This window comes from Citrobacter sp. Cf087 (assembly GCF_030334285.1).
Classification (GTDB): Bacteria; Pseudomonadota; Gammaproteobacteria; order Enterobacterales; family Enterobacteriaceae; genus Citrobacter; species Citrobacter freundii.
In genome coordinates this window covers 348,451-365,931 of the sequence record NZ_JAOWED010000032.1, presented here as the reverse complement: position 1 = coordinate 365,931, position 17,481 = coordinate 348,451, and the positions used below count along the sequence as shown (strand labels likewise).

Genomic DNA, 17,481 nt, shown 5'->3' with positions numbered 1-17,481 from the left:
GCCGGATTGCATCGGGTTTACAACGCGATCATGATAAGCGTAGTAAAACTGCGCCTACGGCAATACCTGCAGCCGCGACAAGACGTATTCCGGCAACCTTCTCTTTCAGTAGCAGCCACGCGAGCAGCGCGCCAAACAGGATAGAGGTTTCACGCAGTGCCGCGACTACCGCCAACGGAGCCTGGGTCATAGCCCACAGCGCCAGGCCGTAAGAACCCATTGTGCCAATGCCACCAAGAATACCTTTTTTCCACTGCTGTACCAGATAACGTGACGCTTCCCGGCGTCTGGCGATCATCGCCCAGCCCAGCAGGCAGGAGCCGTTCAGAAAGAAGGTCCACAGCGTGTAGCCCAGCGTGGTTTCTGATAAACGTACGCCGGTGCCATCAACCAGCGTATAACCGGCGATAAAGCAGGCGTTAATGAGCGCCAGGATAATCCCGCGTTGCGAACCGCTGCGTCCGTTAAATGCCATCCCGAGAATAGCCAGACAGATGGTGGCAATCCCCACCCAGGCGAGTAGCGAAAGGCTATCGCCAAGAAACAGGACGCTGATAATCGCGACCAGCAGTGGCGCTGTGCCGCGCATCAGAGGATAGGTCTGGCTCATATCCGAAACCTGATAGGTTTTAGCGACCAGGACGGTATAGACCACCTGTAATGCGGTTGAGACAGCCAAAAACGGCAGGCTGGCGGCAGAGGGTTGCGGCGCAAAGGGTAAACAAATCAGCGCCATAATCGCAGCGGTTCCGCTGACGCTGATCGCCGAGTACAGCTTGTCGTTTCCCGCTTTTACGATGGCATTCCAGCTGGCATGCAGCAGTGCGGCGAACAGCAAAATGCAGAAAACAGAAAGCGTCATGGCGGAATTCTTCCCTGAGGATGTCATAAAAACGTAACATATTGACGCGATACAAGCACCAGGGAGAAGGTGAAAGGGGAGCGGAGTGTTATCCGCCCCCCTTAGGTGCGACTTGAATCTGAATTACTTAATGTATTTCAGAACGGCATCAAGGAGTTGCAGTGCTGCAACAATGAGTTTGAGGATAAGAATAGCGATATCCACGAGGCTCATACGCTCTCCTTTTGGTACAAGGAGCACGGTGCTGACGTACCTCGCCGCTGCCTGTTGCCAGCACCTTTGTTGACATAACACAGTGTGCTCACGCGGGGGTTAAGGCGCTGACGGCACCACCCGTTTCAGCCAGGACTTTGATGCGCCGGTTTACGATGCGGCCCCCGCATAACACATTGCGTACCGAGACATTATAGATAAATACTGTATAAATTAACAGTATTTTATGGACGTTACGCTATTCATGTTCCATACTCAAAAACATCAAAATTCGTGCCGAAATTGCGTGTTCTTCGTAGAACGCGTATACTTTTTTCGTTGACATAACACAGTGTGTTCGGCGGCTACCAACCGCACAACGCTGAAAAAACCTCGCTCCGGCGGGGTTTTTTGTTTTTGCACGACATACAATTAAATGTGATCGTTGAAGCATTTTTGTGCAGATGAAAATTTTTCCATTGTCACGCTGAAAAACCTGTGTTTGTATAAATCCAGTTAATCAACAAACAGACAGGTCCCTAATGAACCCTTCCATGCTGACTGCGACCCTACTAAAAACTGCGCCATCTCGCGCAGCGGTCGTCGTGCGTGTGGTGGTGGTCGTCGGCAATGCGCCGTAGGGTCCGAATCAACACACGATTCCAAAACCCCGCCGGCGCAAACCGGGCGGGGTTTTTCGTTTCAGAGACCTGCCCGGAGCAAAGGCCCAGAATAAAAGGACTGGAGCATGGCAAGTTCGGGCATAACATCCAAGCGTACGCGTTTTACGGGCGCAGAATTCATCGTTCATTTCCTGGAACGTCAGGGGATTCAGGTCGTCACCGGTATTCCAGGCGGCTCGATTCTTCCCGTCTATGACGCCTTAAGCCAAAGCACACAAATCCGTCATATCCTGGCGCGCCACGAGCAGGGCGCGGGGTTTATCGCGCAGGGAATGGCGAGAACCGATGGCAAACCCGCTGTGTGTATGGCCTGTAGCGGACCGGGCGCAACCAATCTGGTAACCGCCATTGCCGATGCGCGTCTGGATTCCATCCCGCTGGTGTGTATCACCGGGCAGGTTCCGGCCTCAATGATCGGCACCGACGCTTTCCAGGAAGTCGACACCTACGGCATCTCTATCCCCATCACTAAGCACAACTATCTGGTCCGCCATATCAGTGAATTACCGCAGGTCATGAGCGATGCGTTCCGCATTGCGCAGTCCGGACGTCCAGGCCCGGTGTGGATAGACATTCCTAAGGATATTCAAACCGCTGTTTTTGACATTGAAGAGATGCCGGAACCCGCGCAGAAAATGGCGGCACCAGCGTTCAGCCAGGACAGCATTCGCGATGCTGCAGCTATGATTAACGCCGCCAAACGCCCGGTGCTGTATCTCGGCGGCGGCGTAATTAATGCGCCTGAGAGGGTGCGTGAACTGGCCGAAAAAGCAAAACTGCCAACCACCATGACGTTGATGGCGCTCGGTATGCTGCCAAAAGCGCATCCGCTGTCGTTAGGCATGCTGGGCATGCATGGCGCGCGCAGCACCAACTTTATTCTGCAAGAAGCGGATTTACTGATTGTCCTGGGCGCACGTTTTGATGACCGGGCGATTGGTAAAACCGAACAGTTCTGCCCGAATGCCAAAATCATTCACGTGGATATTGACCGCGCGGAGCTGGGTAAAATCAAACAGCCGCACGTGGCGATCCAGGCAGATGTCGATGAGGTTCTGGCACAATTGATCCCGCAGATTGAAGCGCAGCCGCGTGAAGAGTGGCATCAACTGGTGTCTGACCTGCAGCAAGAATTTCCGTGCGCGATCCCCCAGGAAAAAAATCCGCTCAGCCACTATGGATTGATCAACGCCGTGGCTGCCTGCGTAGACGACAGCGCCATTATCACCACCGACGTAGGCCAGCATCAGATGTGGGCGGCACAGGCTTACCCGCTGAATCGTCCGCGCCAGTGGCTGACCTCCGGCGGTCTGGGAACCATGGGCTTTGGCCTGCCTGCGGCGATTGGTGCGGCCCTGGCTAACCCAGACAAAAAAGTGCTGTGCTTCTCCGGCGATGGCAGCCTGATGATGAATATTCAGGAAATGGCGACCGCCAGCGAAAATCAGCTGGATATTAAAATCATTCTGATGAATAACGAAGCGTTAGGTCTTGTATATCAGCAGCAGAGTCTGTTCTATAAGCAGGGCGTTTTTGCCGCGACCTATCCGGGGATGATTAACTTTATGCAGATAGCTGCCGGGTTTGGTCTCGAAACCTGCGATCTGAATAACGAAGCGGACCCACAGGCAGCGTTGCAGGAGATTATTAATCGCCCAGGACCTGCGCTGATCCACGTGCGCATCGATGCCGAAGAAAAAGTGTACCCGATGGTGCCGCCGGGTGCGGCAAACACAGAAATGGTGGGGGAATAAGCCATGCAACAGCAGACTCATGACAACGTAATCCTGGAACTCACCGTACGTAACCATCCGGGCGTAATGACTCACGTTTGCGGCCTGTTCGCCCGTCGTGCGTTCAACGTAGAAGGCATCCTCTGTCTACCGATTCAGGACAGCGATAAGAGCCGCATCTGGCTACTGGTCAACGACGATCAACGTCTTGAGCAGATGATAAGCCAGATCGACAAGCTTGAAGATGTGGTGAAAGTGGCCCGCAATCAGTCCGATCCGTCGATGTTTAACAAAATCACCGTGTTCTTTGAGTGAGTTAGTCGCCGTCTGAATCCGGGGTGATCACTTTGACAGAGCCGTTCCGGCAGTGGGTTGCGTAATCTGCCGGTAACGGACGGTCGCTTATCAGTACGTCAAAGGTGGAGAGTGGACCAATGCTGGCGGGGGCGACCTCATCGAACAGGGCGCGGCGCGTCAGCAGAATTTTGCGTAATCCGCGTTCCATTGCTTTGCGTTTTGTGGCTAGATCGTCCGGATTGAACCAGCTAACGCCGAAATGCTCATGGACGCCGCTGGCGGAGATGAATACTTTTCGTGGGTTGAGCGCATCCAGCGGAGAGGGGGTGCTGGTATCGTAAAAGGCGTCACTTTTCGCCCGATAGGTGCCTCCGCAAAGAATCACCGTGGCGTTGGGTTTTTCATTTAGCGCCACGAATACCCGGTGCGAGTAGCAAATTCCGGTAAAGGAAATATCATCCGGGATCATGCTGACCACCAACGGCATTTCCGCACCATTATCAAAAAAGACCAGATCATTTTCACTTACCAGTCCCGCGGCCAGAATGGCAACCGGTAAATCGTCGCGGTGATACTGTTTTTGCGCAGGCACTGGGGCATTAACGATGGCGGCGGGCTTGTTCACCATCACAATGTAACCACCGAGCAGCGTAAGCGGTAACGGCTCGTCATCCTGACTGAGATCCCGACGAATAGTCATCACGGAAACTTCCAGCATTCGTGCCGCCTCTTTCAGATGGATTCGGTCGGTCTTCTTCAACAATTCCATCAGACGTCGAATACGTTCTTTTTGCTTAGTTTCCATGTGCTTCTCCACGAATCATGTTCCCATGTTCCTTCAGTAACATTTTTGTGTTTCTGAGAACATGGCATTGCCGTATTACTATACGTCTGACTATTCGGAAATAAAAGCGTGTTTTTTCACGTTTTATTGATTATATCCAGTTAACTTTCAGTCAATTGTAAGCAACTTCATTATTTGTAGTGTGATGGGGTCGCAACATTTAGCGTAATAAATAAACAATAAAATGATCTTCTAATCGCGATCCTAGTCACAAATGATACGAAAGTAACATGATAATGTTATTTTAATATCATTCTAGTGTGATTGTTTCTGAGAGGTAGTAAAATGGATATCGCGGTTATTGGCTCCAACATGGTGGATCTCATCACCTACATCAACCAGATGCCCAAAGAAGGGGAAACGCTGGAAGCGCCGGCGTTCAAAATTGGCTGCGGGGGCAAAGGCGCAAATCAGGCCGTTGCGGCAGCTAAGCTCAATTCCAAAGTACTGATGCTGACAAAAGTCGGTGATGATATTTTTGCGGATAACACTATTCGCAATCTCGAATCCTGGGGGATTAATACCACCTATGTCGAAAAGGTACCCTGCACCAGCAGCGGTGTCGCACCGATCTTTGTTAATGCGAACTCCAGCAACAGTATTCTGATTATTAAAGGAGCGAACAAATTTCTCTCCCCGGAAGATATCGATCGTGCGGCGGAAGATCTGAAAAAATGTCAGCTTATTGTCCTGCAACTGGAAGTGCAGCTGGAAACTGTTTATCACGCGATTGAATTTGGCAAAAAACACGGTATTGAAGTGTTACTAAATCCCGCTCCTGCATTACGGGAATTAGATATGTCTTATGCCTGTAAATGTGATTTTTTTGTGCCGAATGAAACCGAGCTGGAAATATTAACCGGTATGCCAGTGGATACTTATGACCATATTCGCGCAGCGGCACGTTCTCTGGTTGATAAAGGTTTGAACAATATTATCGTCACCATGGGTGAGAAAGGTGCGTTGTGGATGACGCGTGACCAGGAAGTCCATGTTCCGGCGTTTAAAGTGAACGCTGTCGATACCAGTGGCGCAGGCGACGCTTTCATCGGTTGTTTTGCCCATTATTACGTTCAAAGCGGTGATGTCGAAGCCGCCATGAAAAAAGCCGTTCTCTTCGCTGCATTTAGCGTTACCGGGAAAGGCACTCAATCATCTTATCCAAGCATCGAACAATTTAATGAGTTTCTTACCTTAAACGAATAATACTCCTGCATTGTAAAAGGTAGCACTATGAACGATAAAAACATCATTCAGATGCCCGACGGCTATCTGAATAAGACGCCTCTGTTCCAGTTTATTTTGTTATCCTGTTTATTCCCATTATGGGGATGCGCAGCCGCATTAAATGATATTCTGATTACGCAATTCAAAAGCGTATTTTCACTCAGCAACTTTGCCTCGGCATTAGTGCAGAGTGCCTTTTATGGCGGATATTTTTTAATTGCGATTCCTGCATCTTTGGTGATTAAAAAGACCAGCTATAAAATTGCCATCTTAATGGGGCTGACGCTATATATTGTTGGCTGTACGCTCTTTTTCCCGGCATCGCACATGGCCACCTACACCATGTTCCTCGCGGCAATTTTTGCGATTGCGATTGGCCTGAGCTTCCTGGAAACGGCAGCTAATACCTACAGCTCCATGATCGGCCCAAAAGCGTATGCCACTTTACGCCTGAACATCAGCCAGACCTTTTACCCCATTGGCGCCGCCGCCGGTATTCTGCTGGGCAAATATCTGGTCTTCTCTGAAGGTGAGAGTCTGGAAAAACAGATGGCTGGGATGAACGCGGAACAGATCCACAACTTTAAAGTGTTGATGCTGGAAAATACCCTTGAGCCTTACAAGTACATGATTATGGTACTGGTTGTGGTGATGGTGTTGTTCCTGCTGACCCGCTTCCCGACCTGCAAAGTCGCGCAAACGGCGAGTCATAAGCGTCCGTCAGCGATGGATACGCTGCGTTATCTGGCCAGCAATGCCCGTTTCCGCCGTGGGATTGTTGCGCAGTTCCTGTATGTGGGGATGCAGGTTGCGGTGTGGTCATTCACTATCCGTCTGGCACTGGAATTGGGTGATATCAACGAGCGTGATGCCTCAACCTTCATGGTCTATAGCTTTGCCTGCTTCTTTATCGGGAAGTTTATCGCCAACATATTGATGACGCGCTTCAATCCGGAAAAAGTGCTGATCCTATACTCCATCATTGGCGCGCTGTTCCTCGTCTATGTTGCGCTGGCGCCAAGCTTCAGCGCCGTGTACGTCGCCGTGCTGGTGAGCGTCCTGTTTGGACCCTGCTGGGCGACAATCTACGCCGGTACGCTGGATACCGTGGATAACGAGCATACTGAAATGGCGGGAGCTGTCATTGTCATGGCGATTGTCGGTGCGGCGGTGGTTCCGGCAATTCAGGGCTATGTGGCTGATATGTTCCACTCGCTGCAACTTTCGTTCCTGGTTTCTATGTTGTGCTTCGTGTACGTCGGAATCTACTTCTGGCGTGAGAGCAAAGTACGCAACAATCTGGCTGAAGCGACGGTTTCCTGAGGAGAACGATCATGACAACACGTATCACGCTGTGGCGGGAACTCTTTGCAGAGCATCCGCGAATCTTACTGAAAAATAGCGATTTCACGGTTACCGCGTTTCGTTACGCCAGCGGAGTGGAAGGGCTGAAGATAGAAAACAGTCGTGGACATCTGGTTATTCTGCCCTGGATGGGGCAGATGATCTGGGATGCGCAGTTTGACGGGCATGATCTGACCATGCGCAACATGTTCAGTCAGCCAAAACCGGCTGCAGAAGTGGTCGCGACCTACGGCTGCTTTGCTTTCCACTCGGGGCTATTGGCTAATGGCTGCCCGTCGCCGGAGGATTCTCACCCGCTGCATGGTGAAATGGCCTGTGCTGCGATGGATGAGGCCTGGCTGGAGCTGGAAGGCGAGAATTTGCGCGTGAGCGGACGCTACGAGTATGTGATGGGGTTCGGTCATCATTATCAGGCGTATCCTGCGGTGGTCATGCGCAAGGCGAGCGCGCTGTTTGATATTCAGATGTCGGTCACTAACCTCGCTTCAGTGGTAATGCCTTTGCAGTACATGTGCCATATGAACTATGCCTACGTCCCGGAAGCGACCTTCAGCCAGAATATCCCGGATGAAGCCATAACGCTGCGTGAATCGGTACCCGCACATGTTAAGCCTACCGAGCAGTGGCTGGCGTTTAATCAGCGGATTATTCAGGGTGAGGCTTCGCTGACGCGCCTTAATGAACCCGATTTTTACGATCCGGAAATCGTTTTCTTCGCTGACCAACTGGATAGATACACAGATAAGCCTGAATTTAGCATGATCGCACCTGATGGCACCACGTTCGTGACGCGTTTCTCCAGCGCGGAGCTGAATTATGTCACCCGTTGGATCCTCTATAACGGCGATCAGCAGGTGGCAGCCTTCGCCCTACCCGCGACTTGTCGACCTGAAGGCTTCCTGGCGGCGGAACGAAACGGGACGTTGATTCAGATAGAACCGAAACACACCCGCACATTTACCGTCACAACGGGCATAGCCTGATCGCTCAAGGCTTGAACAGCAAAGCACTTATCGTTAAGGTAAGCGCTTTTGCCGGATGTCGGTATTAATGCCTTATCCGGCCTACAACGGCACCTGCCCGTAGGCCTGATAAGCGCAGCGCCATCAGGCATGTCTTAGCGCCAGGATGAACCCATGATTACCGTTGCCCTTATTGACGACCACCTTATCGTCCGCTCCGGCTTTGCCCAACTGCTGGGGCTGGAACCTGATTTGCAGGTGGTGGCTGAGTTTGGCTCAGGCAGTGAGGCGCTGGCGGGATTACCGGGACGCGGCGTGCAGGTCTGTATTTGTGATATCTCGATGCCAGATATCTCCGGTCTTGAACTGTTAAGCCAGTTACCAAAAGGAATGGCGATTATCATGCTCTCCGTCCACGACAGCCCGGCGCTGGTGGAGCAGGCGCTCAACGCGGGCGCGCGTGGTTTCCTTTCTAAACGCTGTAGCCCGGATGAGCTGATCGCAGCGGTGCATACCGTTGCGACCGGCGGCTGTTACCTGACGCCGGACATCGCCGTCAAACTGGCGGCTGGTCGTCAGGATCCGCTCACCAAACGCGAACGTCAGGTAGCGGAAAAACTGGCACAAGGTATGGCGGTCAAAGAGATTGCTGCTGAACTGGGTCTGTCGCCGAAAACGGTGCACGTGCATCGCGCCAACCTGATGGAAAAGCTGGGCGTCAGTAACGACGTCGAACTGGCCCGCCGGATGTTTGACGGCTGGCAATGAACACGCTCTGTTCCCGGTTAATCACCGTTGTTGCCTGCTTCTTTATCTTCTCTGCCGCGTGGTTTTGCCTGTGGAGCATCAGCCTGCATCTGGTTGAGCGCCCGGAGCTGGCGGTACTGTTGTTTCCGTTTGGCCTGCGTCTGGGGCTGATGCTGCAATGTCCACGTGACTACTGGCCGGTGCTGTTGGGCGCGGAATGGCTGCTTCTTTTCTGGTTGGCACAGGAAGTGGTGCTGGCCCATTTGCCACTTTTGATGATCGGCAGCTTCCTCACGTTACTCCCGGTGATGCTGATATCGCGATACCGCCATCAGCGTGACTGGCGTACGCTGCTGTTGCAGGGCGCGGCGCTTACGGCGGCGGCATTGCTGCAATCGCTGCCCTGGCTTGGGCAGGGTGAAGAGGCATGGAACGCGCTGCTGCTGACGCTCACCGGCGGATTAACGCTGGCGCCGATCTGCCTGGTGTTCTGGCACTATCTGACCAGCACCACCTGGCTGCCGCTGGGCCCTGCGGTGGTGTCGCAGCCGGTGAACTGGCGCGGGCGGCATCTGGTCTGGTACCTGCTGCTGTTTAGCGTCAGCCTGTGGCTACAGCTCGGTTTACCCGCCGAGCTTTCGCGCTTCACGCCGTTTTGCCTCGCGTTGCCGATCATTGCGCTGGCCTGGCACTACGGCTGGCAGGGGGCGCTGATTGCGACGCTGATGAACGCCATCGCGCTGATTGCCAGCCAGACCTGGCACGATCATCCCGTCGACCTGTTGCTCTCGCTGCTGGTGCAAAGCCTGACCGGGCTGCTGCTCGGCGCGGGCATTCAGCGTCTGCGTGAGCTTAACCAGTCGCTGCAAAACGAATTAGCGCGCAACCATCGTCTGGCTGAACGCCTGCTGGAGACCGAAGAGAGCGTGCGTCGGGACGTGGCGCGCGAACTGCATGATGATATCGGCCAAACCATCACCGCCATTCGTACCCAGGCGGGTATTGTCCAGCGCCTGGCGCCGGAAAACGCAGGGGTGAAGCGTAGCGGGGCACACATCGAACAACTTTCTCTCGGCGTGTACGATTCGGTGCGTCGCCTGTTAGGCCGCCTGCGACCACGCCAGTTGGACGATCTCACGCTGGAGCAGGCCATCCGCTCATTGATGCGCGAAATGGAGCTGGAAAGCCGCGGCATCGTCAGCCATCTGGACTGGCGAATTGACGAATCTGCACTCAGCGAAAGCCAGCGGGTGACGTTGTTTCGCGTCTGTCAGGAAGGACTGAACAACATCGTTAAGCACGCCAACGCCAGCGCGGTGACGCTTCAGGGCTGGCAACAGGATGAACGGCTGATGCTGGTGATTGAGGACGACGGCAGCGGCCTGCCGCCAGGGTCGAATCAGCATGGATTTGGCCTCACCGGGATGCGTGAACGGATTAGCGCCCTCGGAGGATCGCTGTCGATTTCCTGTACGCACGGCACGCGGGTCAGCGTGTCACTGCCTCAACGTTATGTGTAAGGAGCGGCCATGTTTGCGTTTTTAAAAGCCCCGGCCAATGCGCCGCTCATCACTGACAAGCAGGAAGTGGATGCCCGCTATCGCTATTGGCGGCGGCATATTCTGACCACTATCTGGCTCGGCTATGCACTGTTCTATTTCACACGCAAAAGCTTCAATGCCGCCGTACCGGATATTCTCACCAGCGGTGTGCTGACTCGCAGCGATATTGGGCTATTGGCGACGCTGTTTTACATCACCTACGGCCTGTCGAAGTTTGTTTCCGGTATCGTCAGCGACCGCTCCAACGCACGCTATTTTATGGGCATCGGGCTGATCGCCACCGGCGTGGTGAACATTCTGTTTGGATTCTCTACCTCACTGTGGGCCTTTGCGGTGCTGTGGGCGCTGAACGCCTTTTTCCAGGGCTGGGGGTCGCCGGTCTGCGCGCGTTTATTGACCGCGTGGTATTCGCGTACCGAGCGCGGCGGCTGGTGGGCGCTGTGGAATACCGCGCACAACGTCGGCGGAGCGCTGATCCCTATCGTGATGGCGGCGACAGCGCTGCACTACGGTTGGCGCGCCGGGATGATGATTGCCGGGTTGCTGGCGATTGTGGTGGGGGTTTTCCTCTGCTGGCGGCTGCGCGACAGACCGCAGGCGATTGGCCTGCCGCCGATTGGCGACTGGCGGCATGATGAGCTAGAAATTGCTCAGCAGCAGGAAGGTGCAGGGCTGAGCCGCAAAGAGATCCTCACCCGCTATGTGCTGCTGAATCCTTATATCTGGCTGCTGTCACTGTGTTATGTGCTGGTATACGTGGTCCGTGCAGCGATTAATGACTGGGGCAATCTGTACATGTCTGAGACGCTCGGTGTGGATCTGGTGACTGCCAATACCGCCGTGACCATGTTCGAACTGGGTGGATTTGTCGGTGCGCTGGTGGCGGGGTGGGGCTCGGACAAGCTGTTTAACGGCAACCGCGGTCCAATGAACCTGATTTTTGCCGCCGGAATTTTGCTCTCCGTTGGTTCGCTGTGGCTGATGCCGTTCGCCAGCTACGTGATGCAGGCAGCGTGCTTTTTCACCACCGGATTCTTCGTCTTCGGCCCGCAGATGCTGATCGGCATGGCGGCAGCGGAGTGTTCGCACAAAGAGGCAGCAGGTGCAGCAACCGGTTTTGTTGGGCTGTTTGCCTATCTGGGGGCATCGCTCTCCGGCTGGCCCCTGGCGAAGGTGATGGAGGTCTGGCACTGGACCGGGTTTTTTGTGGTGATCGCCATTGCGGCGGGGATTTCCGCGCTGCTGCTGCTGCCGTTTTTAAACGCCCAGGCTCCGCGCGATCTCAACGAAGCGTGATGCACCTCACCTTTTTGCCCTGAGTGGGGCAAAACTAAGAAATTTTCCCGGTTTCACCTGGACGCTGTCTCAGGCACGTCTCCCGGCTGATTTTTACAATGCCTGCTATTCGCAGGTATAAAAATTAGCTCGGGAGTGTCAAATGCTGGCCTTTCTCAACCAGGTGCGCAAGCCGACCCTGGATCTGCCGCTCGATGTGCGGCGCAAAATGTGGTTCAAACCGTTCATGCAGTCCTATCTGGTGGTCTTTATCGGCTACCTGACCATGTACCTGATCCGCAAAAACTTCAACATCGCGCAGAACGACATGATCTCCACCTACGGGCTGAGCATGACGCAACTGGGGATGATTGGCCTGGGCTTCTCCATCACCTACGGCGTGGGAAAAACGCTGGTTTCCTACTACGCGGACGGCAAAAACACCAAGCAGTTCCTGCCGTTTATGCTGATCCTCTCTGCCATCTGTATGCTCGGCTTCAGCGCCAGCATGGGTGCGGGTTCAACCAGCCTGTTCCTGATGATTGCCTTCTATGCGCTGAGTGGTTTCTTCCAGAGTACCGGCGGCTCGTGTAGCTATTCCACCATCACCAAATGGACGCCGCGTCGCAAGCGGGGTTCTTACCTCGGTATGTGGAACATCTCCCACAACCTCGGCGGTGCGGGTGCGGCAGGCGTGGCGCTGTTTGGCGCTAACTATCTGTTCGACGGTCACGTCATCGGGATGTTTATCTTCCCGTCGATTATCGCGCTGATTGTTGGTTTTATCGGCCTGCGCTACGGCAGTGACTCCCCGGAATCTTATGGTCTTGGTAAAGCTGAAGAGTTGTTCGGCGAGGAGATCAGCGAAGAAGACAAAGAGACCGAAGAAAACGAGATGACGAAATGGCAGATCTTTGTTGAGTACGTGCTGAAAAACAAAGTGATCTGGTTGTTATGTTTCTCGAACATCTTCCTGTACGTAGTGCGTATCGGTATTGACCAGTGGTCCACCGTCTACGCTTTCCAGGAGCTAAAGCTCTCCAAAGAAGTGGCGATTCAGGGCTTTACCCTGTTTGAAGTGGGCGCGCTGGTCGGCACGCTGCTGTGGGGCTGGCTCTCTGACCTGGCGAATGGCCGCCGTGCGCTGGTGGCCTGCGTGGCGCTGGTGTTGATTATCGCCACCCTGGGCGTTTATCAGCACGCCAGCAACCAGTACGTTTATCTGGCTTCGCTGTTTGCGCTGGGCTTCCTGGTGTTTGGTCCGCAGCTGTTAATCGGCGTTGCGGCAGTCGGATTTGTACCGAAAAAAGCGATCGGCGCAGCCGATGGGATTAAAGGCACCTTTGCTTATCTGATTGGTGACAGCTTCGCCAAGCTTGGTCTGGGGATGATTGCCGACGGCACGCCGATTTTCGGCCTCACCGGCTGGGCAGGAACCTTCGCCGCGCTGGACACCGCCGCCATCGGTTGTATCTGTCTGATGGCCATCGTGGCCGTGTTTGAAGAACGTAAAATTCGCCGCGAGAAAAAGATTCAACAATTGAAAGTCGCTTAAGTTAAGTGTGCATTGGTAACTTTTGCCCGCCTTAATGGCGGGCTTTTTTATGCCGTGGCGTTCATCCATCGACAGCGATAAATTTGCCGCTATGATGGGCATCCTGTCTGGTAATGGATGTGCGCATGATTTGGATAATGTTGGCCACCCTGGTGGTTGTTTTTGTGGTGGGATTTCGGGTGCTGACGTCCGGTTCACGGCGGGCAATTCGCCGTCTGAGCGAGCGACTGAACATTGATGTCGTGCCAGTAGAATCGATGATCGATCAGATGGGAAAAGTACAGGGTGAGGCTTTTTTACAGTACCTCCACCGCCCTGATGAATCACATCTGCAAAATGCGGCCCAGGTGCTGTTGATCTGGCAAATCGTGATTGTCGACGGCAGTGAGCCGAATCTGCTGCAGTGGCACCGTTGGCTGCAAAAAGCTCGGCTGGCCGCGCCGATTACCGACGCGCAGGTGCGTCTGGCGCTCGGTTTTTTGCGCGAAATGGAGCCGGACATGCAGGAGCTTAATGCGTTTCAAATGCGCTATAACGCCTTTTTCCAGCCCGAAGATGGCGTGCATTGGTTGCATTGATAGTCATGCCTGATGGCGTTACGGTTCTCAGGTCGACAAAACGTGTCGCTATCTGGCAGTGGCTAATTACATCAGAACGTCCAGGCCATGTTTTTGCACGATGCTGAGTAGTTTTAATGACATCCCACCAGGTCGTTTAGCTCCGCTCTCCCATTTTTGCACTGTCGATACGCTGGTGTTCAGATAACGGGCAAAAACGGGTTGGCTTACATTTAGCTTTTCACGCAATGCTTTAATCTCAGTCGGTTGAAGATCTTCCACGTGACTAAGACTGGCTTTGTCAAAATCGCGCATCGTTTCCTGTGGAATTGCACCAACGCTAAATAATCCAGAAGCTGCGCTATGGATGGCTTCAAAGGCAGGGCTTTTGAATTTATTCTTTGCTGTCATGACAGACCTCTACCAGTTCTTTACTCTGAATCAGTGCTGCTATTTTCATATCACCGAGGCTTGCATAATGCTTCGCCAGTTCACGAAAGCCGCTTAACTCGCTACTGTTAATATTTGCTATGTTCTGCTTGGCGTACAAGAACGTATAAAACCAATGCTCTCCGCCTTTCGCAAGGATGATGGCGCGATCGCGATTTTGATTAAGCCGCTTTTTATAAACTCCTCCGCCGAGATTGTCTGCTCTTCCCTGAAGAGTGGCGGCTATTGCTTCACATAATTCATTGTCATTAATCGCATGAGATTTCGCTTCCCTGGTAAACCATTTGGTTTTGAACACTCGCATCGGGTTGACATCCTGTAACCATAAATATAGCACCTGGTGATATACTATGCATTTAGTTAGCTGTAAAAAGGGGAAAAATCAGCCACGTTCGGAATGTGCGAGCCTCTACGCAAGTGACAATGCAAAACGGTAGAGTTGCTGAAACGTTAAATACGTCACAAATTTAATGTTACACTGCGTAACTTTTCTACAATAACCCCACGCAGGTAACAAAATGAGTGAAGCTGTTGAACAAAAATCCCGCGCTGAGGCAAATTCCCGACCTAACTGGTCGGCGGTATTTGCCGTGGCGTTCTGTGTTGCCTGCCTGATAACCGTTGAGTTTCTGCCCGTTAGCCTGTTAACGCCGATGGCGCAGGATCTGGGGATTTCTGAAGGTGTGGCGGGGCAATCGGTGACCGTGACGGCATTTGTCGCCATGTTCGCCAGCCTGTTTGTGACGCAAATTATTCAGGCGACCGATCGTCGCTATGTGGTGATCCTGTTTTCGGTGCTGCTAACGCTCTCCTGCCTGCTGGTTTCCTTTGCCAACTCTTTTTCGCTGCTGCTCGTTGGCCGCGCCTGTCTCGGTCTGGCGCTTGGTGGCTTCTGGGCGATGTCGGCGTCGCTGACCATGCGTCTGGTTCCTGCACGTACGGTGCCGAAGGCGCTGTCGGTTATTTTTGGCGCAGTCTCCATCGCGCTGGTGATTGCCGCGCCGTTGGGGAGCTTTTTAGGCGGCATTATCGGCTGGCGTAATGTGTTTAATGCGGCGGCGGTGATGGGCGTGCTGTGCACAATTTGGGTGGTGAGAGCGTTGCCTTCGCTGCCTGGCGAGCCTTCGCATCAGAAACAAAACATGTTCAGCCTGCTGCAGAGACCGGGGGTGATGGCCGGGATGATTGCCATCTTCATGTCCTTTGCCGGGCAGTTCGCCTTCTTTACCTATATTCGCCCGATCTATATGAATCTGGCGGGCTTTGACGTTGATGGCCTGACGCTGGTGCTGCTGAGCTTCGGTATTGCCAGCTTTGTTGGTACGTCGCTTTCGTCGATGATTTTGAAGCGTTCGGTCAAACTGGCGTTAGCCGGTGCGCCACTGGTGCTGGCGCTCAGTGCACTGGTCCTGATTCTGTGGGGCAGTGACAAAGTGGTGGCGGCGGGTATTGCGATTATCTGGGGACTGTTGTTTGCGCTGGTACCGGTCGGCTGGTCGACGTGGATCACGCGCTCGCTTGCCGATCAGGCAGAAAAAGCCGGATCGGTGCAGGTCGCCGTGATCCAGCTTGCCAATACCTGTGGGGCTGCGGTGGGAGGCTATGCGCTCGATACTCTCGGATTGCTGTCACCCCTGATGCTTTCCGGCAGTCTGATGCTGCTGACGGCGCTTCTGGTGGCAGCAAAAGTTCGCATAAAGGGTATGTAATAAACTAAAGCTCGGTATGCCGGATCGCTATCCGGCATCCTGGTTATTTTTAATTAAAACCATTGTTTTCGGCAGTATGGGCAAACCATTCGCCGCTCTTTTTCACCGTACGTTTTTGCGTGTCTAAATCTAACTGGACAAAACCGTAGCGGTTTTTATATCCGTTGAGCCAGGACCAGTTATCAATAAAAGTCCACATATGGTAGCCAAGACAATTACAACCTTCGCTGATGCCTTTATGTAGCCATTTAAGATGCTCAGAAACAAATTCAATGCGGTAGCTGTCGTTGATCTGGTCATGCTCAACGAAACGCTGCTCATTTTCCACACCCATACCGTTTTCAGAAATAAAGCAGCGTGGGTTGCCGTAATTATCACGAAGATTAGTAATAATATCGTAAATACCAGGCTCATAAATTTCCCAGCCACGGTAAGGGTTCATTTTACGCCCCGGCATTTCGTAATAATCAAACAGCCACTCCGGCATAAACGGCGCGTTTGGATTGACCGCAGTATCACGACATTTCACGCGACGCGGCTGATAATAATTGATACCGAGCAGGTCGATTTTCCCCTCGGCGATGAGCTGACTGTCGCCTGGCTGACAGGTTGGTAGCTGATCGTACTCTTTCAGCAATTCGACCAGATCTGCCGGATATTCCCCTTTTAGTACCGGGTCAAGGAAGCTGCGGTTAAACAGCAGATCCGCATGGTGCGCGGCTTTCACATCCGCCGGGTGCTGAGAGCGTGGATAAGAGGGTGTCAGATTTAGGATCACACCGATCTCACCGCCGTAGTTTCCGGCGCGATACGCCCGCACCGCCGTGGAATGCGCCAGTACAGTGTGATATGCCACGGTGGCCGCGCGTTTGAAATCCACCACGTTTGGGTAATGGAAGTCATACAGATAGCCGCCTTCCACCGGGACAATAGGCTCGTTAAAGGTGAACCAGTGCTTCACCCGGTTGCCGAACAATGTAAAACACGTCTGCGCGTAGCGGCCAAACGCCTCAACCACCTCACGGTTTTCCCAGCCGCCTTTCTCCTGCATCACCATTGGCATGTCAAAGTGGAACAGGGTGAAAAATGGCGTAATGCCTTGCGCCAGCAGCTCGTCGATGACGTTGTTATAGAATTCGACGGCTTCCGGATTAACATCGCCGGTACCGTCCGGGATCAGGCGTGACCAGCTCAGAGATGTACGGAAGCTGTTGTGCTTCAGCTGCTTGAGCAGTGCGATATCCTGTTTCCAGTGCTGATAAAAGGTTGAGGTGTTTGCCGGACCAACCCCTTGGTGGAAACGACCTGGCTGACGGTCGAACCACACGTCCCACGTGGTCTGGCTTTTGCCGCCGTTCAGGCTATCCCCTTCGGTTTGCAGTGCCGAGCAGGCACTGCCCCACCAGAAGTTTTCTGGAAAACGGTATCGCATTGTTATTGCTCCATTGCTATTTATACGTT

Annotated in this window: 18 protein-coding genes; 12 read left to right on the top strand and 6 right to left on the bottom strand. The window is 53.3% G+C overall.

Going from position 1 to position 17,481, the window contains the following annotated elements; genetic code table 11:
- Window positions 1-28: 28 nt before the first annotated feature.
- Complete coding sequence (locus OGV57_RS23325) at window positions 29-862, bottom strand: EamA family transporter (protein ID WP_032937131.1); 834 nt, start codon at window positions 860-862, stop codon at window positions 29-31.
- Window positions 863-985: 123 nt separating this feature from the next.
- Window positions 986-1,075 carry a type I toxin-antitoxin system toxin TisB gene (gene tisB, locus OGV57_RS23320; protein WP_003840643.1) on the bottom strand — a complete coding sequence of 30 codons (90 nt, stop codon included), beginning with the start codon at window positions 1,073-1,075 and terminating at the stop codon, window positions 986-988.
- 521 nt (window positions 1,076-1,596) lie between these two features.
- Here tisB and ivbL point away from each other — a divergent pair.
- The 3 genes from ivbL to ilvN all read left to right on the top strand — a co-directional run bounded on the left by ivbL (window position 1,597) and on the right by ilvN (window position 3,785).
- Window positions 1,597-1,695: an ilvB operon leader peptide IvbL gene (gene ivbL, locus OGV57_RS23315; RefSeq protein WP_003827118.1), complete on the top strand. Its 99-nt coding sequence runs from the start codon at window positions 1,597-1,599 to the stop codon at window positions 1,693-1,695.
- Window positions 1,696-1,802: 107 nt separating this feature from the next.
- The gene (gene ilvB, locus OGV57_RS23310) at window positions 1,803-3,491 is read left to right on the top strand and encodes an acetolactate synthase large subunit (protein ID WP_054528907.1); all 1,689 of its coding nucleotides are present in this window, start codon (window positions 1,803-1,805) and stop codon (window positions 3,489-3,491) included.
- Between the two features lie 3 nt (window positions 3,492-3,494).
- Entirely contained in the window at window positions 3,495-3,785 is a 291-nt protein-coding gene (gene ilvN, locus OGV57_RS23305) for an acetolactate synthase small subunit (protein ID WP_003023914.1), read from the top strand.
- Between the two features lies 1 nt (window position 3,786).
- Here ilvN and OGV57_RS23300 read toward each other — a convergent pair whose 3' ends face one another.
- Window positions 3,787-4,572 (bottom strand): DeoR family transcriptional regulator, encoded by a 786-nt coding sequence (locus tag OGV57_RS23300; protein WP_003844461.1) that lies wholly within the window; start codon window positions 4,570-4,572, stop codon window positions 3,787-3,789.
- 324 nt (window positions 4,573-4,896) lie between these two features.
- Here OGV57_RS23300 and rbsK point away from each other — a divergent pair, with 324 nt between their 5' ends.
- The 8 genes from rbsK to OGV57_RS23260 all read left to right on the top strand — a co-directional run bounded on the left by rbsK (window position 4,897) and on the right by OGV57_RS23260 (window position 13,882).
- Window positions 4,897-5,817: a ribokinase gene (gene rbsK, locus OGV57_RS23295; RefSeq protein WP_003844463.1), complete on the top strand. Its 921-nt coding sequence runs from the start codon at window positions 4,897-4,899 to the stop codon at window positions 5,815-5,817.
- 27 nt (window positions 5,818-5,844) lie between these two features.
- Window positions 5,845-7,161, top strand: a complete 1,317-nt coding sequence (gene fucP / locus OGV57_RS23290; RefSeq protein WP_003023919.1) for an L-fucose:H+ symporter permease — start codon at window positions 5,845-5,847, stop codon at window positions 7,159-7,161.
- 11 nt (window positions 7,162-7,172) lie between these two features.
- A complete protein-coding gene (locus tag OGV57_RS23285) occupies window positions 7,173-8,186 on the top strand; it encodes an aldose 1-epimerase family protein (RefSeq protein WP_054528906.1) in 1,014 nt (337 codons plus the stop codon).
- Window positions 8,187-8,339: 153 nt separating this feature from the next.
- The gene (gene uhpA, locus OGV57_RS23280; RefSeq protein ID WP_003023923.1) at window positions 8,340-8,933 is read left to right on the top strand and encodes a response regulator transcription factor UhpA; all 594 of its coding nucleotides are present in this window, start codon (window positions 8,340-8,342) and stop codon (window positions 8,931-8,933) included.
- The gene (gene uhpB / locus OGV57_RS23275; RefSeq protein WP_003844466.1) at window positions 8,930-10,432 is read left to right on the top strand and encodes a signal transduction histidine-protein kinase/phosphatase UhpB; all 1,503 of its coding nucleotides are present in this window, start codon (window positions 8,930-8,932) and stop codon (window positions 10,430-10,432) included. The genes uhpA and uhpB overlap by 4 nt, the downstream gene beginning before the upstream one ends.
- A 9-nt stretch (window positions 10,433-10,441) precedes the next feature.
- On the top strand, window positions 10,442-11,770 hold the full coding sequence (locus OGV57_RS23270) for an MFS transporter (RefSeq protein WP_003023927.1): 1,329 nt from the start codon (window positions 10,442-10,444) through the stop codon (window positions 11,768-11,770).
- Between the two features lie 142 nt (window positions 11,771-11,912).
- A complete protein-coding gene (uhpT, locus tag OGV57_RS23265) occupies window positions 11,913-13,304 on the top strand; it encodes a hexose-6-phosphate:phosphate antiporter UhpT (RefSeq protein ID WP_286531753.1) in 1,392 nt (463 codons plus the stop codon).
- A gap of 125 nt (window positions 13,305-13,429) precedes the next feature.
- Window positions 13,430-13,882: a DUF1198 family protein gene (locus OGV57_RS23260; protein ID WP_003023933.1), complete on the top strand. Its 453-nt coding sequence runs from the start codon at window positions 13,430-13,432 to the stop codon at window positions 13,880-13,882.
- Window positions 13,883-13,948: 66 nt separating this feature from the next.
- On the opposite strand, the gene OGV57_RS23255 is transcribed toward OGV57_RS23260, so the two are convergent.
- Together OGV57_RS23255 and OGV57_RS23250 are read right to left on the bottom strand one after the other, a co-directional pair.
- Window positions 13,949-14,272, bottom strand: a complete 324-nt coding sequence (locus OGV57_RS23255) for a helix-turn-helix domain-containing protein (protein WP_003023937.1) — start codon at window positions 14,270-14,272, stop codon at window positions 13,949-13,951.
- A complete protein-coding gene (locus OGV57_RS23250) occupies window positions 14,256-14,615 on the bottom strand; it encodes a type II toxin-antitoxin system RelE/ParE family toxin (RefSeq protein WP_032937135.1) in 360 nt (119 codons plus the stop codon). Before OGV57_RS23250 ends, OGV57_RS23255 begins: the two co-directional genes overlap by 17 nt.
- A gap of 214 nt (window positions 14,616-14,829) precedes the next feature.
- On the opposite strand from OGV57_RS23250, the gene nepI reads away from it, so the two are divergent.
- Entirely contained in the window at window positions 14,830-16,020 is a 1,191-nt protein-coding gene (nepI, locus tag OGV57_RS23245; protein ID WP_032937137.1) for a purine ribonucleoside efflux pump NepI, read from the top strand.
- A gap of 49 nt (window positions 16,021-16,069) precedes the next feature.
- On the opposite strand, the gene gmuD is transcribed toward nepI, so the two are convergent.
- A complete protein-coding gene (gmuD, locus tag OGV57_RS23240) occupies window positions 16,070-17,452 on the bottom strand; it encodes a 6-phospho-beta-glucosidase GmuD (RefSeq protein WP_048233063.1) in 1,383 nt (460 codons plus the stop codon).
- Window positions 17,453-17,481: the final 29 nt, after the last annotated feature.

What these genes read in the sequence shown, in the direction of transcription:
- OGV57_RS23325 (WP_032937131.1), bottom strand. Translation starts at nt 862, where the DNA reads ATGACGCTTTCTGTTTTCTGCATTTTGCTGTTCGCCGCACTGCTGCAT.
- tisB (WP_003840643.1), bottom strand. Translation starts at nt 1,075, where the DNA reads ATGAGCCTCGTGGATATCGCTATTCTTATCCTCAAACTCATTGTTGCA.
- ivbL (WP_003827118.1), top strand. Translation starts at nt 1,597, where the DNA reads ATGAACCCTTCCATGCTGACTGCGACCCTACTAAAAACTGCGCCATCT.
- ilvB (WP_054528907.1), top strand. Translation starts at nt 1,803, where the DNA reads ATGGCAAGTTCGGGCATAACATCCAAGCGTACGCGTTTTACGGGCGCA.
- ilvN (WP_003023914.1), top strand. Translation starts at nt 3,495, where the DNA reads ATGCAACAGCAGACTCATGACAACGTAATCCTGGAACTCACCGTACGT.
- OGV57_RS23300 (WP_003844461.1), bottom strand. Translation starts at nt 4,572, where the DNA reads ATGGAAACTAAGCAAAAAGAACGTATTCGACGTCTGATGGAATTGTTG.
- rbsK (WP_003844463.1), top strand. Translation starts at nt 4,897, where the DNA reads ATGGATATCGCGGTTATTGGCTCCAACATGGTGGATCTCATCACCTAC.
- fucP (WP_003023919.1), top strand. Translation starts at nt 5,845, where the DNA reads ATGAACGATAAAAACATCATTCAGATGCCCGACGGCTATCTGAATAAG.
- OGV57_RS23285 (WP_054528906.1), top strand. Translation starts at nt 7,173, where the DNA reads ATGACAACACGTATCACGCTGTGGCGGGAACTCTTTGCAGAGCATCCG.
- uhpA (WP_003023923.1), top strand. Translation starts at nt 8,340, where the DNA reads ATGATTACCGTTGCCCTTATTGACGACCACCTTATCGTCCGCTCCGGC.
- uhpB (WP_003844466.1), top strand. Translation starts at nt 8,930, where the DNA reads ATGAACACGCTCTGTTCCCGGTTAATCACCGTTGTTGCCTGCTTCTTT.
- OGV57_RS23270 (WP_003023927.1), top strand. Translation starts at nt 10,442, where the DNA reads ATGTTTGCGTTTTTAAAAGCCCCGGCCAATGCGCCGCTCATCACTGAC.
- uhpT (WP_286531753.1), top strand. Translation starts at nt 11,913, where the DNA reads ATGCTGGCCTTTCTCAACCAGGTGCGCAAGCCGACCCTGGATCTGCCG.
- OGV57_RS23260 (WP_003023933.1), top strand. Translation starts at nt 13,430, where the DNA reads ATGATTTGGATAATGTTGGCCACCCTGGTGGTTGTTTTTGTGGTGGGA.
- OGV57_RS23255 (WP_003023937.1), bottom strand. Translation starts at nt 14,272, where the DNA reads ATGACAGCAAAGAATAAATTCAAAAGCCCTGCCTTTGAAGCCATCCAT.
- OGV57_RS23250 (WP_032937135.1), bottom strand. Translation starts at nt 14,615, where the DNA reads ATGCGAGTGTTCAAAACCAAATGGTTTACCAGGGAAGCGAAATCTCAT.
- nepI (WP_032937137.1), top strand. Translation starts at nt 14,830, where the DNA reads ATGAGTGAAGCTGTTGAACAAAAATCCCGCGCTGAGGCAAATTCCCGA.
- gmuD (WP_048233063.1), bottom strand. Translation starts at nt 17,452, where the DNA reads ATGCGATACCGTTTTCCAGAAAACTTCTGGTGGGGCAGTGCCTGCTCG.